Origin of the sequence: Psychrobacter glaciei (assembly GCF_014652895.1) — a bacterium.
GTDB lineage: Bacteria > Pseudomonadota > Gammaproteobacteria > Pseudomonadales > Moraxellaceae > Psychrobacter > Psychrobacter glaciei.
The window spans coordinates 309,930-332,014 of the sequence record NZ_BMZR01000003.1 but is presented as its reverse complement, the minus strand read 5'-3'; the positions used below and the strand labels follow the sequence as shown (position 1 = coordinate 332,014).

At 44.2% G+C, this 22,085-nt stretch carries 17 protein-coding genes and 1 pseudogene; 5 read left to right on the top strand and 13 right to left on the bottom strand.

Annotated features, from left to right (window positions below):
- Positions 1-176, top strand: a pseudogene (locus tag IE130_RS14220) (IclR family transcriptional regulator domain-containing protein); the annotation flags it as partial.
- 89 nt (positions 177-265) lie between these two features.
- Here IE130_RS14220 and mmsB read toward each other — a convergent pair.
- From mmsB to IE130_RS08955, 9 genes are all read right to left on the bottom strand, one after another.
- Complete coding sequence (mmsB, locus tag IE130_RS08995; RefSeq protein WP_189584797.1) at positions 266-1,201, bottom strand: 3-hydroxyisobutyrate dehydrogenase; 936 nt, start codon at positions 1,199-1,201, stop codon at positions 266-268.
- A 123-nt stretch (positions 1,202-1,324) separates the two neighbouring features.
- On the bottom strand, positions 1,325-2,557 hold the full coding sequence (locus IE130_RS08990) for an enoyl-CoA hydratase/isomerase family protein (protein ID WP_189584794.1): 1,233 nt from the start codon (positions 2,555-2,557) through the stop codon (positions 1,325-1,327).
- A 57-nt stretch (positions 2,558-2,614) separates the two neighbouring features.
- Positions 2,615-3,397: an enoyl-CoA hydratase gene (locus IE130_RS08985; protein WP_189584791.1), complete on the bottom strand. Its 783-nt coding sequence runs from the start codon at positions 3,395-3,397 to the stop codon at positions 2,615-2,617.
- A gap of 105 nt (positions 3,398-3,502) precedes the next feature.
- Positions 3,503-4,663, bottom strand: a complete 1,161-nt coding sequence (locus IE130_RS08980; protein WP_010201119.1) for an acyl-CoA dehydrogenase family protein — start codon at positions 4,661-4,663, stop codon at positions 3,503-3,505.
- Between the two features lie 176 nt (positions 4,664-4,839).
- The gene (locus IE130_RS08975) at positions 4,840-6,324 is read right to left on the bottom strand and encodes a CoA-acylating methylmalonate-semialdehyde dehydrogenase (protein ID WP_189584786.1); all 1,485 of its coding nucleotides are present in this window, start codon (positions 6,322-6,324) and stop codon (positions 4,840-4,842) included.
- Positions 6,325-6,962: 638 nt separating this feature from the next.
- Positions 6,963-8,351 (bottom strand): GntP family permease, encoded by a 1,389-nt coding sequence (locus IE130_RS08970; protein WP_010201111.1) that lies wholly within the window; start codon positions 8,349-8,351, stop codon positions 6,963-6,965.
- Positions 8,352-8,511: 160 nt separating this feature from the next.
- Entirely contained in the window at positions 8,512-10,557 is a 2,046-nt protein-coding gene (locus IE130_RS08965; RefSeq protein WP_189584783.1) for a propionate--CoA ligase, read from the bottom strand.
- A gap of 245 nt (positions 10,558-10,802) precedes the next feature.
- Entirely contained in the window at positions 10,803-12,473 is a 1,671-nt protein-coding gene (locus IE130_RS08960) for a fatty acid--CoA ligase (RefSeq protein WP_189584780.1), read from the bottom strand.
- 209 nt (positions 12,474-12,682) lie between these two features.
- Complete coding sequence (locus tag IE130_RS08955) at positions 12,683-13,837, bottom strand: MFS transporter (RefSeq protein WP_201574497.1); 1,155 nt, start codon at positions 13,835-13,837, stop codon at positions 12,683-12,685.
- 597 nt (positions 13,838-14,434) lie between these two features.
- On the opposite strand from IE130_RS08955, the gene IE130_RS08950 reads away from it, so the two are divergent.
- The 3 genes from IE130_RS08950 (at position 14,435) to IE130_RS08940 (ending at position 17,402) form a co-directional block, all read left to right on the top strand.
- Positions 14,435-15,367 (top strand): dienelactone hydrolase family protein, encoded by a 933-nt coding sequence (locus IE130_RS08950; protein WP_189584774.1) that lies wholly within the window; start codon positions 14,435-14,437, stop codon positions 15,365-15,367.
- Positions 15,368-15,528: 161 nt separating this feature from the next.
- On the top strand, positions 15,529-16,275 hold the full coding sequence (locus IE130_RS08945; protein ID WP_189584771.1) for a hypothetical protein: 747 nt from the start codon (positions 15,529-15,531) through the stop codon (positions 16,273-16,275).
- A gap of 380 nt (positions 16,276-16,655) precedes the next feature.
- A complete protein-coding gene (locus tag IE130_RS08940) occupies positions 16,656-17,402 on the top strand; it encodes a hypothetical protein (protein ID WP_189584768.1) in 747 nt (248 codons plus the stop codon).
- An 89-nt stretch (positions 17,403-17,491) separates the two neighbouring features.
- Here the strand turns inward: IE130_RS08940 and IE130_RS08935 are convergent, their stop codons facing one another.
- The 4 genes from IE130_RS08935 to IE130_RS08920 form a co-directional block, all read right to left on the bottom strand.
- Positions 17,492-18,004: an Rrf2 family transcriptional regulator gene (locus tag IE130_RS08935; protein WP_189584765.1), complete on the bottom strand. Its 513-nt coding sequence runs from the start codon at positions 18,002-18,004 to the stop codon at positions 17,492-17,494.
- Positions 18,005-18,074: 70 nt separating this feature from the next.
- Positions 18,075-19,316 carry an NnrS family protein gene (locus tag IE130_RS08930; protein WP_189584762.1) on the bottom strand — a complete coding sequence of 414 codons (1,242 nt, stop codon included), beginning with the start codon at positions 19,314-19,316 and terminating at the stop codon, positions 18,075-18,077.
- A gap of 315 nt (positions 19,317-19,631) precedes the next feature.
- Positions 19,632-20,069 (bottom strand): DUF3429 domain-containing protein, encoded by a 438-nt coding sequence (locus IE130_RS08925; RefSeq protein ID WP_189584759.1) that lies wholly within the window; start codon positions 20,067-20,069, stop codon positions 19,632-19,634.
- Between the two features lie 69 nt (positions 20,070-20,138).
- Positions 20,139-21,521, bottom strand: a complete 1,383-nt coding sequence (locus IE130_RS08920; RefSeq protein WP_189584756.1) for a DASH family cryptochrome — start codon at positions 21,519-21,521, stop codon at positions 20,139-20,141.
- Positions 21,522-21,720: 199 nt separating this feature from the next.
- On the opposite strand from IE130_RS08920, the gene IE130_RS08915 reads away from it, so the two are divergent.
- A complete protein-coding gene (locus tag IE130_RS08915) occupies positions 21,721-21,969 on the top strand; it encodes a hypothetical protein (RefSeq protein WP_010201084.1) in 249 nt (82 codons plus the stop codon).
- The last annotated feature ends 116 nt before the right edge of the window (positions 21,970-22,085 follow it).

Below are 22,085 nucleotides of genomic sequence, written 5' to 3'. Positions count from 1 at the left end.
CTGAGATGGTGGCAGTCGCTGTGCCTATATTGGACAAGAAGTCACGCTATCTAGCTTCTCTCTATTTGCATGCACCAACCATACGCGTGTCGCTAGACGAGCTGTTGACCCATGTACCAAGACTGCGAAAAGCTGCGCAGGATGTGCAGACGCTAGTATATGACCTACAAAATTAACAACATTGACAATCAAAACCAAACTCAAAAAAAAGGTCTGCGCTATAATACTAGCGCAGACCTTTTTTTATCTATAAGTCTTGGTATTTCTAAGACAGCAACGATGCGTCATGACGACCCATGATGCTAGAAAAGTCCCTATCACCATTCTCTACTGTGTGAGCTTCATACAGCTCTGTCGCCTTGGCACCCATTGGTGTCTCAACATTGGTGTCCTGAGCAGTTTGCATCGCAAGATTCAGATCTTTTTGCATCAGCTTACTCATAAAGCCGCCTTGGTAACCATTACTGGATGGGACATTTTCCATTACTTGCGGATAAGGGTTGTAGACTTCTAGTGTCCAGTTACGACCTGAGCTTTGTAGCATAATATCCGACAGAACTTTTGGATCTAAGCCGTTTTTGACACCCAAATTGATCGCCTCTGCCGTCCCTGCCATGAGAATACCTAACAGCATGTTATTACAGATTTTTGCGACTTGTCCGGCACCGTGGTCACCTGCATGAAAGATGTTTTTGCCCATAACGGCTAGTATTGGCTCTGCTTTGGCAAACGCATCAGCACTGCCGCCTACGATGAAAGTCAAACTGCCTGCAATAGCGCCGCCCGTACCGCCTGAGACTGGCGCATCTAGGAAGTCGATGCCAAGCTCACTTGCCGCCTCTGCTACCGTCCTTGCATCAGCTGCAGCTATCGTACTGCTATCGATGACCAAGGTGCCTTTTGGTAAATTCGCCAGCAGACCACTATCTCCAAGATAGACAGAATGGACGTGCTTGCCAGCTGGTAACATACTAATGACGACTTGGGCATTGTTTGCAGCATCTTTCGGGCTATCAGCCACGCTGGCACCCGCTTGCTGTAAACGCTGAGTCGCGTCCTCAGACAAATCATAGACAGATAGTGTATAACCTGCTTTTAACAAGTTTTCTGCCATCGGTGCGCCCATATTACCAAGCCCAATAAAGGCAATATTTGGCTTAGTAGTATCGCTACTGGTGGCATTTACATCCTTTGTATTCATCTCATCATTCCTTGATGGTTAAGTATTGATTATGCGTGCAGGCATTGCTATATATAATGCTACATATATAGTTGTACGCTGTTCATTTGAGTTTAATTTATATTGAATTGACACATCCAGTCTTTAACGCACCAGCTGATTGCCTGCTGCCTCATCACCCAACCAATCGCCCAAGGGATGCTCGCCTTTAGAATAAGGGTTCACAAAGTGCTGATGAATGTAATTCTGACCTTCGGTACTGAGACAGTCGGCTAATGAACGCGACCATTGCGGATTGCGATCTTTATCAATCAATAGCGCACGTACGCCTTCTCTAAAGTCAGGATTGGCCGCACAATGTACCGCCACATTGGTCTCTAAATATAGAACCTGCTCTATCGATAAATCTGTGACTTTATGATAAAGCGCATAGGTCAAAGCAACGGTAACTGGGCAACCTTGGCGATAAGTGGTCACTGCTCGCTGCGTCCAGCTATCATCAGCAAAGTTTGCATCTAGATTTGCCAATGCCTCGTCGCTTTGTAGGAGTGCATCAATATCGCCTAGACCGCCGCTATTCATCAATTGCTGGATAGGTTGCCAATATGTTGCTAGCTTACTAGCAGGCAACTCGGCAACTTGCTGTGCTGCCAGTGCACGGCTAACGATACTGTAGGCACTATTGTTATCACATTTATCCGTACTACTAGCTGCAACCTGCCAATCGCTCTGTTTTAAACTTTGTATGACGGCATCATAATCACTACTGGCGACAGCATACTCTGCAAGGTTAGCCAACATTGCGTCGTTGCCATTACACATCGCACCCGTTAGCCCTAAGAACAAACCTGCTTTGGCTGGCATACGCTGCAAAAACCAACTGCCAGAAGCATCGGGGAACAGTCCAATAGTCACTTCTGGCATCGCAAAGCGAGTACGCTCGGTGACCAGACGATGGCTGCAACCTGACATCAATCCCATGCCACCGCCCATAATAATGCCGTCACCCCATAGTATTAATGGCTTAGTATAAAAGTGCATTTGGCGGTATAGACGATACTCATGGCTGAAAAACTCAGTCGCATAAGGGTTTGGCATTGGCGCAGTTTCCGACATACTGTCATAAAGCTTGCGGATATCCCCGCCAGCACAAAACGCCTTATCGCCTGCTCCTTTTAATAGTATCGCCACTACGTGCTCATCACTTTTCCATTGCTCTAACTGTTGTGATAACAATTGACACATCTCAACACTTAAGGCATTGAGTGATTTTGGGGTATTTAACGTCATGATACCAATGAGATGGCCACACTCTGTCGGTTCAGTATTGAACAATACAGGCGCTGCTTGTTCTGTGTTTTCTGTTGCTGCTGTCATAAAAGAGACCTACCAAAATTAAAATGAGTAAAGTAAATATCAAGACATGCCTACAGACTATTTATTTTGCCAAGTAGGTTTGCGCTTCTCTAAAAATGCTTGTACACCTTCGCGCTGATCGTTGGTGTCGAACAATTTCACGAAAGCTTCGCGCTCATGGATAAGGTTTTGCGCAGGCGGGGTATTTCTAGCGGCTTGAATAAGTGTTTTAGAATAACTAACGGCAACGGGTGATTGCTTAGCGACTTTTTGCGCAAGCTTTTGTGCTGCTTGTAGCCCTTCCCCTTTAGCAGCGACTTCTTCAACCAAGCCGATACGTAATGCGGTATCTGCATCGATACGCTCGCCGCACAATATCATGCGCTTTGCCCAACCTTCACCCACTAAAGCTGTTAGATTTTGTGTGCCACCCGCGCATGGCAATAAACCAACACCAGCTTCTGGTAAGGCCATCTGCGCATGTGCTTCTGCGATACGAATGTCACATGCCAATGCACACTCAAGTCCGCCGCCCATGGCATAGCCGTTGATAACCGCAATACTGACACCGCGATAAGCCGACAACGCTTCAAACGCTTCACCGAACGCGATGGCCATGCTTATTGCTCGACCCTTGTCACCATCCGAGAAATTATTCAAATCCGCACCCGCTGAAAAGAATTTCTCACCATCGCCATGAATGATTAAGGCATAAACATCATCATTGGCGTTAAGATCAGTCACCAGCTGCTTTAGCGCCGGCAGACTATCCATTGTCCATGTATGGGCTGGCGGGTTATTCAATGTCACAGTAGCAGTATGACCGTCAATCGATAACTTGAGATTGGTATAATCCGTCATAAATAGTCCTTTATTTTATCTGAATTTGGTATGGTTTATTGGTTAGGCGCTAGGTACAAAAGCTGCAGCTAATCATAGCTAAGCCAGATTAGCTGACTAATGCAGTTAACGTAATTGATCCAACGCATCGTCCTGTAATAGCTGCCGCGAGACAATCACTCGCATAATCTCATTGGTGCCTTCCAAAATCTGATGGACACGCAAATCTCGCACATGGCGCTCAAGTGGATATTCATTTAGATAGCCATAGCCACCGTGTAGCTGTAGCGCTTCATTGGCGACATCAAAACAAAGGTCAGTCGAGAGACGCTTTGCCATGGCGCAGTAGGTAGACGCTTGTCCATCATTGTTATCGACTTTACTAGCCGCCAAATACAGCATTTGCCGTGCAGTAATGGTTTGCGTCAGCATGTCAGCAAGCTTGAACTGTACTGATTGCAAGCTGGCAATCTGGCTACCAAATTGACTACGCTCCTGCACATAATTGGTTGCGGTCTCTAGCGCTGACTGTGCCGTACCAACTGCACAGATACCGATATTGATACGTCCACCATCTAAGCCTTTCATAGCGATACGAAAGCCTTGACCTTCCTCGCCTATTAAGTTTTCTGCTGGCACTTTGACGTCTTTAAAGCTAATGGTTCGCGTTGGCTGCGCTTTCCAGCCCATCTTATGCTCATTTTTGCCATATTCAATACCAGCGCTATGCGCATCGATAACGAATGCTGAGATGCCTTTTGGCCCTGCACCACCTGTCCGTGCCATCACTACCAAGACATCAGTCTCACCAGCACCGGAGATAAAGGCTTTTTCCCCATTAAGCACATAATGGTCGCCTTGCTTATCAGCCTTGGTACGCAATGAGGCCGCATCAGAACCAGCATTAGCTTCTGTCAAGCAGTAGCTGCCCAGCCATTCACCGCTGACCATCTTCGGCAAATATTTTTTGCATAGGACATCGCTACCATATTCACCGATCATCCAGCCTGCCATATTATGAATACTCATATAAGCCGCCACAGACGTATCACCCCATGCCAACTCTTCAAAAACCATAGCAGAATCTAAGCGCGGTAATCCTAAACCGTCATAGTCTGGATTGGTATACAGCCCCAAAAACCCAAGCTCACCTGATTTTTTGATAACATCGACTGGGAAATGTGAGGTGCGATCCCACTCAGCGGCATTTGGCTTTAGCTCTTTTTGCGCAAACTGTCTGGCAGTTTGGCGAAAGGCAATTTGGTCGTCTGTCAATGAGAAATCCATAAGATCATCCTTGTGCTTGCAAAGCAAATATGGTGACTCAGGTTTGATGAGTCATTCGTTTAATATCGTTTATACAGTATAGCAGTGGCATAACGACCATCACAAAATTATGCTTTGATATTAAAAAACATATTAAACATGAGTGGCGCTATACCACACGTATAGTGGATTAACGATTAAATTGAAATAGTGGTATTGACGCCGCGGCTCGCCTCATCATCAAACCAGCGCGCAGTTACTGTCTTGGTCTGAGTATAAAACTGAACGGCTTGCTTACCATAAGGACCGAGATCGCCGAGCTTACTGGCACGTGAGCCTGAGAATGAGAACATCGGTAGCGGCACAGGAATCGGCAAGTTGATACCGATTTGACCGACCTGAATGTCTTGCTGGAATTTATGCGCTGCAGCGCCTGACTGGGTAAAGATAGCCGTACCATTACCATGTGGATTGGCATTAAGCAGCTCAATCGCTTCATCAAGGCTGGCGGCACGCATAATACAAAGCACTGGACCAAAAATTTCTTCTTTATAAATCTGCATATCGCTTGTGACATTATCAAAGATAGTTGGCCCGACGAAGTTGCCTTTTTCATAGCCTTCGACGGTGATACCGCGACCATCAAGCAACAGACTAGCGCCTTCTTCTACGCCTGTACCAATCAAATGCTCAACACGAGCCTTGGCGGCAGGAGAAATAAGTGGGCCTAAGTCTTTATCATGCTTACCAGCTGAGACGATTAAGCCTTCTGCTTTGGCTTTAATGTCATCAATCCACTCACCAGCAGCACCGACTAACACCACGACTGACAGCGCCATACAACGTTGACCAGCAGCACCAAAGGCGGCACCCGCTAGTTGATTAAGTGTTTGCTCTTTATTGGCGTCAGGTAAGATAACGCCATGGTTTTTGGCACCCATCATACACTGGGCACGCTTGCCTGATTTGCTGGCACGCTCGTAGACGTGTTTGCCGACGTTGGTTGATCCAACAAAAGAAACCGCCTTGATATCGGGATGGTCACAAATAGCATCAACGGTCGCTTTGCCGCCATGTACCACGTTTAGCACGCCTTCGGGTACGCCCGCTTCGACTGCCAACTCCACCAAACGCATGGTGACCATTGGATCTTGCTCAGAAGGCTTTAAAATAAAAGTATTGCCCGTAGCAATCGCCATCGGGAACATCCAAAGCGGAATCATCGCTGGGAAGTTAAAGGGTGTAATGCCTGCACAGACGCCAAGTGGCTGCCAAATACTGTAGGTATCCACATCCGAGGCCACGTTTTCAACGAAATCGCCGACCTGTAAATTTGCAATACCTGCGGCATGCTCGACCACTTCTAGGCCACGGAATACATCACCACGGGCATCTGCAATCGTTTTGCCTTGTTCAGCGGTCAAGATTGCTGCCAGTTCATCCATATGCTCACGGATCAACGCTTGGTATCTTAAAAAGATACGAGCACGAGTGGTAATCGGTGTTTTGCGCCAAGTCTGAAAAGCCGCTTGGGCAGCAGCAACGGCTTGGTTAATCTCATCATCTGTGGTCTGTGGAACTTTTGCGATGACTTCTTGGGTGGCAGGATCGGTGATATCAATCCACTCGCTGGTATTAGAATCAACAAACTGGCCATTGATGAGCTGCTGAACGTGGTGCATAAGATATCCTTATCTTGTTTGCGAGACTACCGCGTAACGGTATCTTTATAGTTATGAGGAGGATTAAAAATTCATAGGTTGCTACAAATCACATTAATTATAAAATGATTTATTACGTATCGTTATTGACTATAACAATAAAACAATTTTAGGGTCAAGGGCTTTGTTAAAGTTTTAGTAAAGGAGTTCCTTCTAAAGAAAAATATCCTTGTTAGTATGGACGCTGGTAAAAGTCTATTAGCCTTCCGAGTGGTATTTTTGACGGTAAATATGGACGCTAGACCTGAATGTCAAAGCTGAACTTTAAACCTGAACGTTAAACATAGACATCATAAATTTATATCAGCCATTATCTATTGATATAGTCAAGGCACTGTTAAACCGCTACGGTGTTACCCGTCCTAAATGCGCTAAGTGTACTAGCTGCGGTCGGTCGCCTTGTAGCGATTCTAAAATTCTTTGACTATAGCTGAAACACCAAGAGTAAAATTTAAGAACAAAAAAAGCCCATGAGAGTCCATGAGCTCAAAGGTGAAATATGAGTAAAAAACAACATAAATAGCAATATAAACAAGTTTTATATATAAATTAAAGCGTTTACCTTGTTTCTAGGTAACAAACTATCATTCTACAAAGGATTAAAACGACCCAAACATTGTTCCTAAGGTAATCACTGTGATTAGTGCTATCAACGGGACTAAGACAGCCGTCACAAAGATATCTCTATAGGACTCTCTATGGGTGAGCCCACAAATAGCGAGCATGGTTATGATGGCCCCGTTATGTGGTAATGAGTCCAGCCCACCTGCTGCTAAAGAAGCAATACGATGCATCAGTTCAGGGTCAATATTATATTGCTCTGCTAATTGCATATAACTTGCGCCCATAATCTCTAGGGCAATACCCAAACCACCAGACGCTGATCCTGTGATACCCGCTAAAACATTAATCATGATCGCTTCAGATATCAATGGATTGCCTGGCGCAAACCCCATAAGGTATTGTTTGATAATGGCAAAGCCTGCAAGCGTCGCAATAACAGACCCATAGCCCACCTCTGATGCCGTATTAAAAATCGGCAGTAAAGATCCCATTGCGCCTTTGTTTAAACTTTCTTTTACACTGTCCATTTTTCTAAAATTAAATGCCATAACAAAAATACAAGCCAAAACCAACGATAAAATTATGGACCAAATACCAATGACCGAGCTTAGTTCTACCCCTCCAAATTTTTCATCAGCTAAGTAGCTGTTGCTCCACAAAGGTATTATGATCTTTGAAAAGACATAATTGCCTGATATGACGATGACAATGGGCAATAGTGCTAGCCAGAAATTGGGTATATCGTTATTCGAAGGGCTGTCTTGTTCATTTAAAGTATGATTGCCATACCCTTCATTATTCACACGGGCAATACGAAGTTGGCGACTCATCCATAACATACCGCCACCCAGCATAATTATTGCGGCAATAATGCCTAATCCAGGGGCTGCAAACGCATCTGTCTCAAAGTAAGGCATGGGAATAGCGTTATGAATTGAAGGGGTACCCGGTAATGCGGTCATGGTCAGTGTTAAGGCACCAATACAAATCGCACCCGGTATCAATCTTTTGGGAATATTAACGTGTCTGAACAAAGCAGCGGCAATCGGGTATATGGCAAAAGTAACCACAAAAGCGGATACACCGCCATAAGTAAGAATAGCGCAAGCCAATACCACCGATAGCATGGCATGCTTGTCTCCTAATCTTGTCACTAAAGTTTTGGCAATGGCATAAGCATAGCCTGAGTCTTGCATCAGCTTGCCAAAAATAGCCCCGAGTAAAAATAAGGGAAAATACTTAACCGCAAAGCTGCCCATCCCCTCCATAAATATCTGGGTATACATTCCCATGCTTTGACTGCCAACGCCGCTTAGAACAACAGCTAGAATGGCAAGAACAGGGGCTAGTATTAAAACACTCACTCCTCGATAAGCAAAATACATTAACAATACCAAAGACAATACAATGGCAAAAATATCCATAACAGCAACTTCCTTTAACGCAAACGAATAAGTCGTAGAAATGCGCTAGGTAAAATTGGGTATTCTCTTAAAGTGTGCTAGATATTCGACCATAGCTCCGACAGAGACTATTTTTGAAGATCAAACACACTTTAACCAAAAAACCTAGGCTGATTATTTTCTAATAATCTTTCATAGACTGCTTAATCGCATCAATCGCTGCTGGATTGTCGAGTGTTGACATATCTCCTGTGGGCTTGTTTTCGGCCAGCGCACGTATGGCGCGGCGTAGTATTTTACCAGAACGGGTCTTTGGTACTGATTGCGGAAAATAAACCGCTGCTGGACGCGCAATGCCGCCAAGCGACTTGACGACTGCGCCAATGATTTGTTGCTCAAGGCGAAAGCGATTTTCGGTTGTGGCCACTTGGGTGTGGTCTCTTAGCACACAAAACGCGATGGGTAACTCGCCTTTCAGCTCATCATGAATGCCCACAACGGCACACTCAGCCATCTCAGGATGGGTGCTAATCGCCTCCTCAATCTCTTGAGTACCAATCCGATGACCAGCGACATTGATGACATCATCGGTACGGCCGAGGATATAAAAGCAACCATCCTCATCAGTTACGGCATAGTCTGATGTAGAGTACTCATTGCCATCAGCTAAACTAAAGTAGCTGCTAATAAAACGCTCATCGTTACGCCATACGGTTGTCAGGCAGCCAGGTGGTAGTGGCGCAGTAATTGCCAGCAAGCCTTTTTCGCCCGCAGCGCAACGCTCGCCTGTTTTTTCATTGATCACATGCGCATCATAGCCATACATCGGATAACCAGGTGAGCCTTGCTTGTGCGGTTTATCATCAAATTTTGGGGTATTGCTTAGGATGGGCCAGCCGGACTCGGTTTGCCAGTAATGATCTAAAATAGGCACACCCAGATGTTTCTTTAACCAATCTGCTGTGGACTGATCAAGCGGCTCACCGGCTAAAAAGAAAGATTTAAGACTAGAGACATCATAGCGTGTCATCCAAGTTTCATCTTGCTTTTTGAGCATACGCACACCTGTAGGCGCGGTGAAAAGAATATTCACCTTGTTGGCCTCAACGATACGCCACCAGATGCCCGGATTGGGACGATGCGGTAGACCTTCGTACATGACGCTGGTCATACCTGCCAGCAAGGGCGCATAAATAGTATAAGAGTGACCCACTGCCCAGCCAATATCGGATATCGCCCAAAAGGTCTCACCGGCTTTACCATTATAAATATAGTCCATCGAGGTCGTTAACGCCACGGCATGACCGCCCGTGTCACGCTGCACCCCTTTAGGAGTGCCGGTCGTACCAGAAGTGTAAAGTAGATACGATGGCGTATTGGACTCTAACCATACTGGCTCAACGATGGCATTGGCCTCGCAGCTGATGCGGCGCTCAGTCGCATAATCGATATCTATCGCTTGCGCTGCAAAAGGTAAAATACCACGATCAACGACCAATACATGCTCAGGCTTGGCTGTCGCTTGCTCTACCCCTTGATTGACAAGGTTTTTGTAATTGATAACTTTACCACCGCGCAGACCAGCATCGACAGTGATGACCATTTTTGCCTCGGCATCATCCATACGAATGGCTAAATTGTGCGCGGCAAACCCACCAAATACCACTGAATGAATGGCACCGATACGCGCACAAGCCAACATAGCATAAGCGGCTTCCAAAATCATCGGCATATAAATAATGACTCGATCGCCCTCTCCAACACCATGACGTTGCAGCACATCTGCGAAGTAGTTGACCTCTTTATACAAGTCATTATAGGTTAGGCGACGCTTGGTATAGTCTGTATAGAACTCAACGTTATTGCCTAGATTGCTAAAAGCGTCAGCCACAGTGGGAAAGGTTTCTATTAGCTCTTGATTGATCTCTGAGGACAGCCAAATAAAAGCATCTTGCTCAGCACGATCAGGCAGGTGGCGATCGACGCAGTTATAGCAGAGATTGGTCTCACCGCCGACGAACCATTTAGCAAACGGCAAATTACTGTCATCAAGGATTTGTTCCGGCTCTTTATGCCAGTAGATACGTTTCGCTTGCTCTGCCCAGAATTGCTCGCGATCGTTGATAGAGCTGTGGTAAATATCAGCAAAGCTCGGGGTCTGAGTGGCTTGAGTTTGGCCATTTTCAGAAAGTTCGGTTGCTACTTGGTTGTTGATTGGGTCGCTCATAATAGCTGTCCTTAGCGTAAACAAGATATGATGCAATATAGTTTTGAATATAGTTGTGATAAACAATATCGTAATGAGGTACTGGTCATCCGTGCCAGAACTGAAAAACCGATACATTATGTATCGGTTTAAAATGTAGCAGAGCTAACAATAAAGGTCAACTGTTAAGCGTTTAATCTGTTCGATCATAATGAACATTTAAATACTTTAACAGCTAACGACTTTAGATAATGAGACACGTAAAGTTATACTTCGGTCTGATCGGCATACATCTCACGCATGACTTTTTTGTCATGCTTGCCTACAGAAGTTTTGGGCAATTCATCAACGAACTTGAACTGACTGGGCACACCATACTTAGGGATGATACCGCGCTCTACCGCTTTCTCAGCAATGGCTTTGATATCTTCGACTTTGGTCTCTTGAGCATTAGGCTTGAGCACCACTAATGCCAATGGGCGCTCGCCCCACTGCTTATCACGAACGCCAATGACCGACACATCAGCCACTGATGGATGTAGCGACAAAATCGTCTCAATCTCCAATGATGAAATCCACTCGCCACCTGATTTAATCACATCTTTTAGACGGTCCGTGATTCTAATGTAGCCATCAGGGCGTACATAGGCGATATCCTGAGTATGCATATAGCCGTTTTCCCACAGCTCTTTGCCAGCATCATCGTTTTTCAGATAGCTTTGGGTCAACCACGGTGCGCGCAGTACCAGCTCGCCCGTATTTTCTTCACCTGTACCAACTGGCTCATTATTCGTACTCCATATCTGGGCGTCCACCATAACCACTGGCTTACCAGTCATACAACGGCGAGCGATGTCTTCTTCTTCCGTCATTTCTGGCTCGTTGAGACTAAATTCTGTCAGGCTAATGAGCGGTGCTGTTTCCGACATACCGTAGCCCGTATAGACTTCGATATCTTGCGCCAATGCAGATTTTGCTAACCCTTCGGTCAATCTTGAACCACCAATGATCATTTTTAGACCATTAAAACTGGCACCTCGATCTTGCGCTTCTTTAAGTACCATTTGCAAAATCGTCGGCACACAATGGGTGATGCTAACTTTTTCGTTGATGATCAAATCCAGCAAAGTATCAGGCGCATAACGTCCTGGATAGACTTGCTTTAGACCAACCATGGTCGCGGTAAAAGGAAAACCCCATGCATGCACATGGAACATCGGCGTCATCGGCATATAAACGTCGCCATTACTCACGCCTTGTTTGTTCGGCAACATACCCAGCGTGGCGGCTTCTGCCATACTATGTAGTACCAACTGACGATGGCTAAAAAACACGCCTTTTGGATCGCCTGTGGTGCCTGAGGTATAAAAAGTCGTCGCAATCGTGTTTTCATCAAAATCTGGAAAATCAAAAGTGTCATCAGCGGCTTCTAGCAATGCCTCATACTCACCCGTTACGCGACTTTGGTTATCACCAAAAACGCCTTCTACCGTCATACCATTATCATCTAGCCAAATAATATGCTCGATACTGGAGTTTTCAAACTGATAATCCTTCACCAGTGCGGCAAACTCAGAGTTCAGCATCAGCACTTTTGGTTTTGCATGATTGATGGTGTACAGCACTTTTTCTGGTGATAGACGGATATTGACGGTCTGCAAAATATACTGTGACATTGGCACCGCAAAGTAGGATTCTAAATAGCGATGGCTATCCCAATCCATAACGGCAACCACATCACCAGTATCAAGATTTAGGTCGGCTAAAACATTGGCCAAGCGATTGATACGATTAAACAGATCTTTATAAGTGAAGCGCTTTTTATCCGCATAAACGATTTCTTGATCTTGTGAGACGGTTTTGGCACGGTTTAACAACTGCTTAATCAGTAATGGGAACTCATAAGCAGCTGGCGCACTGTGATAGATATTTGACATAAATCTGACGTCCTTGTTAATTATTTACAGTAATTTTAATGGCTATTAAAGGGTTTGAGGCGAACTGAAATTATTATTTTAATAAAAAATATGCTCGACAAACCTTGTAATGATAGTAAGAAAAAACCTCAACCATGTAAAGGCTGCTTACGTAAGTATTAGGATAGTAGCTGTGATTTTTATGTCATATTTGACGAGCTATATATAGGTTAAGTGGTTCGAGGTTTGGTTTTTATCATGCCAAAACTGGCGACCGATAATGCCAGTACTTGCACGAATAATAGTAACCATACGGTAAGTGACCATTGACCACGCGCGTACGCTATCCCGCATAGCCATGCCCCTAAGGTACCGCCTGCATAATAGCCCATATAGTATAAGCCAGAAGCCAGTGAGCGACCTTTTTTGACATTGACCGCGATATAGCTAATCGTTGCCGCCTGAGTGACAAACACGCCAGAGGACATAATCGCCAGCCCTACGACAATACCCCAAAGTGGCGTCACCAGCGTCAATAACATCCCAAATATCGACACAATAACGGCCACCCGAACGGTTCGTGCTGAACCGAATCGACGTAGCAATGTAGAAGACAATGGCGTAATGACTACCCCAATCAAGTACACCGCAAAAATATTGGCCAGCGCACCCGTACCGAGCTCATATGGTGTGCCTGTTAAGTGCAAATTAATAAAGGTAAAACAGCCAACTAATGAGAATAATACACAAGCACCAAGCAAACAGGCTGTCACAACGTAACGATTGGTCAAATGCTCACCCAGCGTCTGTATCGCTGAGTGAAAGTTCGGATTGGCCTCAAAGTGACGCGATGAGGGCAGCATTTTACCGACCCAGAGCGCACCTATCAGCGTCATCGCTGCCATCACATAATAGCCGGCACGCCAGCCGATAAGCTCGTGTAAATGCCCGAGCAAAAACCGTCCCATAAAGCCGCCAAATACCGAGCCTGAGACATAAAATGACATCAACTCAGTGACAGCCCGTCCCTCAAACTCTTCTCCGATATAGGCAATGGTCACCACAGTAATACCGGGCACAGAGAGTCCTTGTATGAAGCGCCATATACCCATCCAACCAATGCTAGGGCTTTGCGCAATGAGCGCCGTCGGTATCGCTAAAAACAACAAAGCACCAACGATAAATGACTTACGCCCGACCGCATCAGAGAGCATGCCCAAAAACGGTGACATGATGGCGATTGCTAACACGGTTGCCCCAACGATCATACCGGCTTGCACTTCAGTCGCCGCAAAATCTACCATCAGGACGGGTAGCACCGCTTGAATAGAATACACTTGTAAAAAAGCGAACATGCCAATCAAGCCAAAGGTGAGCTTTAACACCCATGACGTTGAATGATTTGGTGAGACAGAAGGCTGTGGGACGGTATTTTGGGTCTGGTCGGTAGAATGATTCACAAGAAGGCTGACTTTATTGGTTATGCCACGACAGTGATACACACCTGTTATTGGCTTGGATGAGAGACGGGTGACAGAGCTATGTTCTAAACACGCTGCACAACAAATCTAGTTGCACGATAAATCCAGAAGTTAAGTAAATCCAGAAGGTAAGACAGTCTCTTTAAATGATACATTCATATCGTAAAGACAAGCGGGTTATGTTATCACATCAAGCCATATACTCAGTTCTAGATGTGTTATTGGCACTACATTAGCTTTGTTATTTAACCATTAATTACCAACGATTTTATGTCTATGATGCCCACGTCATCTATAGAAATTCACTTCTTTAAAGCAGCCTCGCTTTACCTTTTAAATTTGCACTGCTACCTAGTCGCATTCGATACCGTGCAGACAGCGCACAACTTTGACAATGACAAGATTAATGTCTACTATTGTTTTGCCTTAAGTATAAGATAAAACAATATAACTAAGCCGCTCAGCACAAGTACACGACTTTCACTTAAAAGAATATTTATCATGATAAAAAATGCTTGGCTTAAAAAAGCCACTATCACCATGGGCGCGCTGATTTTTTCTATGCCAACTTTGGCTGAAGTCAGCTTATCAGAAACCACGACTATTTCAGCAAATGAAGCATTACCCACAGTGCCAACATTACCATCAAACTGTATTGCTGATAGCGCAATCACAGCAGCGGCGCTTTCTGATACTCGTGATAACGGCCCCTTCTCTGTCAGTACCAAACACGTTGCGCGCCAATCAGCAAAGGGCTTCGGTGGTGGCACGATTCACTACCCAACCGATGCTATCGGTTGCGGCTTGTTAGGTGCTATCGCTGTGGTTCCAGGTTACGTGTCTTACGAGGCTGCTATCAAATGGTGGGGACCGCGTTTGGCTTCTTGGGGATTCGTCGTTATCACTATCGATACCAACTCTATCTATGACGATCCGAATAGTAGAGCTACTCAATTGAATGCCGCACTAGACCACATAATCGCTGATGATACCGTTGGCAATAAGATAGATCCTAAGCGATTGGGCGCTATCGGCTGGTCTATGGGCGGTGGCGGTGCACTTAAGCTGGCAAAGGAGCGCAGCACAGTACGAGCCATCATGCCACTCGCACCCTATCATGACAAAAGCTATGGCGAGGTAAAGACACCAACTTTAGTCATCGCCTGCGAGCGTGACCGTATTGCCACCAATGAGAAATATACCAATGTTTTTTATCATAATGCCACCGGCCCCAAGATGAAAATTGAGGTGGACAATGGCAGTCATTTTTGTCCAACCTACCGCTTTAACGAGATACTGCTGAGTAAGCCTGGTATCGCGTGGATGCAGCGCTATATCAATAATGACACACGCTTCGATAAATTTTTATGTGCCAACGAAAACTACAGCAAAAGCCCACGTATCTCTGCTTATGATTATAAAGACTGTTCGTAAAGCGGTGTATAGGAATGGTGACATTTGCTTTAATTACTCCTTTATTTGCGTACTATTATGACTTAAGAAAACTTAATATGGCTTAAGAAAATTTAAATTTAGCGATGCCTTTTAAATTGGCTATGACTTAATTGGCTATGACTTAAAGGAGACTGTCTACAATGAAAGACCAGATACATGATTTGGGTGCAGGTTTTTGGAATATTCGCGGCTCGTTCGTGAGACAAGGCATGATTGATATAGGCAATCAATCAGCATTGGTAAAATTATCTTCTGGAAAGTTTGTGCTGCTGGACAGCTATACACTCACTGGCGAGGTCCGCGCGCAAGTGATGGCACTGACCAATAATGGGCAGGACATAGAAGCAGTACTCAATGTGCATCCTTTTCATACGGTGCACTGTGCGCGAGTAGCAAAAGACTTTCCACATGCTCTATTTTATGGCAGTGCACGTCACCATAAGGAAGTGCCAGAAGTGAATTGGAGTGCAGATTACGTTGAAAGTACAGCGGTCGCCGAGCGTTATCCTGAGCTTGAATTTTCACTGCCAAAAGGCATTCACTATATTGCCCCTGATGACTCTGTGCACTCAAGCTCGCTCTTGGTATTTCATCCTGCCAGCCAAAGTCTGTATGTCGACGATACCATCGAGACGCCACCTTCGAAGCGATTTAATGCGGTACAAGCAGGTATAAACTTACATGCTACGACCATAAAAGCACTCAAAGATGAGCCAAATTCTGGCAAAGATTATTGTGATTGGGCCATCAACTTGGCGCATGACTGGCGTGACGTGCGTAATTTTTGTAGTGCGCATTCAGGTTTAGTAGTGTTTGAAGAAGGTGAATTTGAAGCAGCGCTATTAGCAACTATTGACAGCGCCCGTCCTGAGCTTGAAAAAGCTTGAATAATTTAAACAATCACAAGCAAGACCAAAAATAACCAGCGTCAATAATAATCACTAAAAGCCATCAGCGGTGAAAAACGCTGAAAAATATGGGTGGTTTATCACAATTTGTATTGAACTCATGGTGTCGATGGGATATTGCCCTCTTTGACATCCTTTTTATAACAGACTTTACGCCTGTCATACGTCATTATCCATATCTTGGTATTTATAGTTGCTTATATTTAGTGACTTATATTTAGTGACCTAAACTTAGTGACTTATATTTAATTGCTTATATTTAATTGCTTACATTTAGTGATTTACTATTTTTATAGTCACCCATAACTACCCTATTAAATTGCTACACCTCATCATTGATCAATTAAGGAACAATATTTATGACAGACAAAATTATAGATTTAGGCTCAGGATTTTGGAACATACGCGGAAGCTTTCGCATAGGCGGTGTATTGAATATCGGCACTCAATGCTCACTGGTCAAGCTGGCATCGGGACGCTTTATATTTTTGGACAGTTACGCCTTGACGGGTGACGTTCGAGATGAAGTCATGGCACTAACCAATAATGGTCAAGATGTCGAAGCGGTACTTAACGTTCATCCCTTCCATACGGTACACTGTGCACAAATGGCAAAAGACTTTCCGAAAGCCACTATGTATGGCAGCAGCCGTCATCATAAAAAAATGCCAGAGATTAAGTGGGCAGAGGATTTGGTTGAGAGCGAAGCGGTGGCACAGCGCTACCCTGAATTAAAATTTTCGTTATCTGAAGGTGTCCACTATATCTCGCCTAACGAGATGATCCATGCAGGTTCTTTATTGGCTTATCACCCTGCCAGCCAGAGCTTGCACGTTGATGACACTTTTATGAGTCCCCCAATGAAATTACTAGAGGCAGTATTACCTGAGCTGATATTGCACCCTACTACCAAAAAAGCCCTCACAAACGAGCCAAATGCTGGTGCACAATATTGCGATTGGGCGACCAACTTGGCACATGAATGGCGCGACGTTCGCAATTTCTGCGCAGCGCATTCTTATCTGGTTCGATTTAAAGAAGGTGAGTTTGAAAAAGCACTGCTAAAAGCCATTGATAAAGCACGTCCAAAGCTAGAAAAATCATAGCTTGTACCGTATTTTGACCGACGTATTTTGTAAAAAAAAGGGCTGCCATTTTGGTAGCCCTTTTTTTATGTTTTGAGGTGGCTATAACCTCATCGAAATAACAAGGTCGCCAGCTCATCCTCATTATTGATGATATCTGCCAACGTATAGCGTTCAAGCACGGTAATAAAAGCAGTGAGCGCTTCAAAAAACACCCCTTTTAATTGGCAGACTGGACTAATTACACAGCCCAAAGTAGGCGTCGGCGCTAATTCCGCTATCAAGGTGATGGGTAAGCCTGTTGAATGAGGTTTTGTCTCGGTATTGGGCAACTGCGCGGCAAAACATTCTACCAACGCAAAATCCGGTTCAATTTGTTTAATCAGTACGCCTAAGTTAATATCTTTTGGGGCGTAAGCCAACCGAATACCGCCATTTTTGCCACGGACGCTATCAATGTACCCAAGCTGACCGAGCTGATGAATAATCTTGGTTAAGTGGCTCTTAGAAATATGATAGCTGTCTGCAATGTCACTGATATTAGACAGTGAGTGTGGGTCTGGCTTCACTGCTAAGTAAATTAATGAGCGCAGTGCGTAGTCACTATAATTGGTTAATCGCATTGATTCACGCTCCTGTCTGATTTGAGAGTATTAAAATTTTACGGTTTCAACATTGATGAGCTAAAGCACATTACCCAAATAAGCCGTCTGGTCTCGGTCGTGTCAGCATCGGCAAATAACTGATGCAAAATAATACAAAGCAAGCAATCCACGCGCTTTGAGCCACCATAATCCATGCTAGATAATGACTCATATCGACCAGCGGTAATAGCACTCGGCTGATAAATACCAATACCATCAAACCGTACATAACATTGACGGTTCTTGGTGGTTGATGAATACTGCGACCCGTGTGTCCAAGCGATACCCGCGTCATCATCGCCACGGTCATCATACCAACACCAGCAATTGCCAGTCCATGCATAGCGATGCTGTGCTGATAACCGAGCCAAGGCTGTAATGCATACAATAAGAAACTCAAACATATGCCTAAAAACGCAATATACAATGACCATAACAATGGCTTTTGCCAAATACCGCGATTATACCATCCTAGCAAACGAATGATATTGACCACGGCTACGCCAAGTGCCGTGATCGTCAGCAAGTACTTATTAGGATAAAACAAATCGGTCATAAAAAAAGCGAAGAAAAAAGCCAAGCTGGCAATATCTTGAATTTTACTATTTCGTAGCGTTACATTGTCTGTACCATTCCCACTTAATCCGCGCTCAATAAAGAAAGGAACGACCCGTCGCCCGATGGTCAATACCAGACCAATGATTAAGTAAAAGCCTAGATATATACCTACTCTGGTAATGGCCATATCAGCACTGATAATGCCCCAGTAGCACAGACCGTTGCCCAGTGTTAATAGCGCCAACTTTGCCAAAATCCCCATTTGTTTGTATTGCTTAACTTGTAGCACCGCACGACATATGACAAAGGCCATCGCTCCGATGAACAACATATCAAATAGTGCCGCTGCATATAGTAACCACACACTACTCCCCGCAATAGCGACACCAAGCCCAAAAGCCAACCACGATAAACGCGCCATTAACCAACAGACAAAGATGCCTAGCAGCTTATAACCATGCGGCATCATCACCCCTGTCCAAGTCTTCACCGCTGTTAGCAAAAACCCAGCAACCACTGCGAGTGCATAACCATAAATCATCTCGTGACCATGCCAATACAACGGATTCAATACCTGTGCATCGATATCCGTGTGACCAGTAAACACAAAAGCCCATAGCAGCATCGTTGCCACAGCAAATAGCGCAGCAGCGCTGAAAAATAGGCGAAAGCTCAAATTAAGGATAGGATGCGGAGAGCTTAGTGGTTTGCTAGGTAACTTGATAGAGTGCATAGCCATCTTCTTAGAGGAATATAGATGGCTCTAATTATAACATTCATTTTAAATGAACTTTATAAATATTTAGTCTAACTATCAAACACTTTACTCATCGAAGTGCTACGCTTGCGGAAATCTCTAGAAGCAAAATCTCAAGTATAGTTAAATTCAAATAATTTCGATACAAGGAAACCGAGCGCAAGTTATACATTAGTATGCTTAGCGAGGATGACGATGTAGCGGATTTATATGGATTTGACTATATAAAAATAGAGAAAGCAAGCTGGCTGTTCTTTAGCTATTATTTAGCCATGACTTAGTTAATACCACTTACAACTGTAATGCCGCAATGACTAACGATATGACCACTATCGCTGTGACATACTGCCTAACTTTAAAATATGTGTGACTGATAATCTGCGCTCGATGCAGGCTATAATCAATAACCAACAGACTTATAAAACCAATTACTAATAGCCAAATAAAACTACTGGCTGATAAGATCAAAAAACCAAGCCAAAGGCCAAGCGCAATGCTATTGCTATACAGTGGAAGTCTAATAGCCCACTTATTGTCGTCAGCTAAATCTAAATGATTACCCCAATGCGCGCCTGCCATAAATGATGCAATCACTAGCCCATAAGCACTTAATACATCGACTACTGAACCAAGCATAGGCACGGTAACAACGTCTATCATCAGCAAAAATGCACAGGCTATAAATGGAATCGTACCTACAAAAGTTAGATAAGGACTGGGCTTTTTCATCGTTTAAACCTATCTTATGATTAGTCTAATAATAGTTGTCACCTGTTAGGTGGGAGTTTTCAACATACATTAATCGCTCTTTTGAGTGTTGCCTTGCCACTGACGGATAAACTCACCATTTGGATCGTATTGCTGGGTTTGCTTGTCGAGATTAAACTGTCTACATCCTCTTGGATCAGCACCCACGCCTGCCAGATATTGCCAATTGCCCCAATTACTGCCGACATCATAATCAACAAGATGTTGCTCAAAGTAAGCTGCCCCGTAGCGCCAATCAAGGCCTAGCTCATGGATAAAGCAGCTGGCAACCAGTTGTCGTCCGCGATTCGACATATAACCTGTCGTGCGCAATTGGTTCATGCATGCGTTGACGATAGGATATTGTGTTGTACCACTCTTCCATTGCGCTAACAGATTTTCGTCCAATTGAGTTGAAGGCGCGTGCTGAGCGATGCCTTTAAACCAAAATAACTTTTGCTGATGGGTGACAGCATACCAATAAAAATACTCACGCCACAGCAGCTCAAACCATATCCAATAGGTAGAGTCATTTGCGATAATATCGCGCTCATAACGGCGCAAACGATTTAATACTGTGTTTACAGACAGCGAGCCGTTTGCAAGCCAAGCGGAAAACTTCGTAGAATGTGTCCAGTCATCTAGCGTGTTTCTGGTGGTTTTATAAGTGCTGGGCGCATCGGAACCAAAATAGGTATATAAGTGCGTTAGGCCATTTAACTCACCACCTCTAAAACTGGATGGCTGCTGTGATGGCTTATCACGCCCTGCCTCATTAGACCACTGCGATTCAAAAAAGCACTCGTCCCTACTCTGCATATTTTCAGGCAATGGAGCAAGTGATTCTGGCGTTGGATAAATTGCTATATCTTTTTCTGCATGCAGCAAATCATAATCAGTTTCGATTTGTTTACGAAACTGCGTAAAGCTTTTGGGCAGATGCTCTAACGGTAACCCATCAAACAAAGTCGCTGTTGTTTGAACATGCCACTGTATCTTGGGATATTTCACCTGTAGAAGGTCATATACTTTGTTTTGATTATAATCTGCTGTTTGACTGATGCAGATATCCGTCACTTGTTGCTGCTCGATGAGTTCACTCAGCTGTGCAAAAGTGTCTAATGCTGCCAGATTTTTCTGTAAATACAGCAATCTATTACCACGCTGTATCAGTGACGCATTTAAATCAGCCAAGCTCTCATGCAAAAACTGCTGGCGAGCTTGCCCCATAGCCTCATAGCGATAGGCATCGTAATGGTCTTTATTATCTAATATATCTGTCAACGATGACGCATAAACCAATAGCAGCTTTCCATCAGTGGATATCTTAGATGCTTTCAATAAAGTGGCATTGTCCGCCACTCTCAAGTCATTATGAAATAGTACTAATGTGACATTGTTGTTCTCTGAGTTGTTCGCTGCTTGATTTGACATACCCTATCCTTCTGGCTACTTAGCACTGATTTATTATTTTTAATCTTAAAGTATCATATACGGTATAACACATACTTAGCATTCAACTTTGATGCTAACCTAATACTTGTAAGGCAATGCGCTCAGCCCCAGAAACCACTTATAAGCATCGACTCTCATGTATCTAACTGCTTAAATGACTTACCTCTAGGAGAACATCATGACTCAAAATAATACTACGACTGAAGAAAATAAATCAGATGAAAAGCGTAAACTTATTAATCGATTTTTGATGAGACTGACAAAAGAGCAGCCTCAAATGTATTACGCCACCACCTCTGAGATATCGCGGAGTATTCATACGATGATAAAAGAACATACCAATCGCTTGTCGGTAGAAGAACAAGCACTGGTAAGACGCATGACTATTGAAGAGATTGAAGGATTACTGGGCTTTCATGCTAGATAAGAGATTGACTAACTTTCAAATACATCATTCTCAGTAAGCTGCCAAATATCACACAAAAAAAGACCGCTATCAAAGCGGTCTTTTTTATTAGCTATCAGCTAGATTTAATAGCTAAT